Here is a 1,058-nt window from a genome sequence, read left to right on the forward strand (position 1 = left end):
CGCCAGTTTGGTTACGTGAAAGTACGCTTTCGTGGGCTGATGAAAAACACGGCCCAACTGACCACGCTGTTCGCCCTGTCGACCCTGTGGATGGCTCGAAAACGACTGATGGGTTTGGGTGAGTTGCGCACTTAACACGAAGAACCGGGCAGAAAGCGCTTTGCCGCACACTGCATCAGACCGTTTTCAGAAAAATAGCGCTATGTGCCTGGCAAATTACGGCTTGCCACCGCTGCGCGGCAAGTTGATCGGAGCATCCCTAGCTTTCTCTATCCTGTCGCTGAGCTGTCGTCGCTAAAAAAATGTATATTTTTTCGTCGCCGTTTGGTTATTATTTTGGCGTTTAACTCAACTCTTAAATTACGCAGAAGACATTCATGAAGACGATTCTTGCTTTCCTTGCTTTTTGCTCCTTTGGGCTTTCAGCTAATGCTAGTGCGGCAGACTTATCTGCAGCAATCGGGGCCACCAGTCAAGGCGGGGTGACTGCACGAACGGCTTTGGGCTTCAATTGGGATAAGTCTTGGATGGAAAGCTCGTCTGGCAAGATTACCGGCTATTGGGATCTGGGTTACACCTATTGGCAGGCTGGCGATGAAGCCGGTGGCCGTCATTCGATATCGCTTTCGCCAGTTTTCGTCTATGAGTTAGGTCAAGGCCAAATTAAGCCGTTCGTCGAGGCAGGCATTGGTGTTGCGATGTTCTCTAGCATCAACGCTGGTGACCAAAAAATGAGTACTGCCTTTAATTTTGAAGATCGGATCGGTGCTGGCTTGAAAATCGGGGAGACGCAGAAGGTAGGGATACGTGCGATCCACTATTCGAACGGGAGCGCTAAAGAGCCTAACGATGGTATCGAGTCGTTTTCGCTTTTTTACAGCCACTCTATATAGGCTGATTACAGGCCAGCGTTGAATTCAAGGCCCTGTTAAATGCGGGGCTATGGGTTACGCTGGACGCCATACCTAGGGTTTGTCTGAAAAGTCGCTTTCGCTAGAATGATGCCCTCTGGTTGCCAGGAGAGCCGTCATGACAGGCGGTTATGAAATTTCATCTGA

At 49.9% G+C, this 1,058-nt stretch carries 1 protein-coding gene and 1 pseudogene; both read left to right on the plus strand.

The genetic code is table 11. From position 1 onward, the window contains the following. Positions 1 to 135, plus strand: a pseudogene (locus IFT47_RS27270) (IS5/IS1182 family transposase); the annotation flags it as partial. Positions 136 to 377: 242 nt separating this feature from the next. Beyond that, entirely contained in the window at positions 378 to 893 is a 516-nt protein-coding gene (locus tag IFT47_RS27275) for an acyloxyacyl hydrolase (RefSeq protein ID WP_192175177.1), read from the plus strand. The last annotated feature ends 165 nt before the right edge of the window (positions 894 to 1,058 follow it).

Origin of the sequence: Pseudomonas sp. CFBP 13711 (genome assembly GCF_014842265.1) — a bacterium.
Classification (GTDB): Bacteria; Pseudomonadota; Gammaproteobacteria; order Pseudomonadales; family Pseudomonadaceae; genus Aquipseudomonas.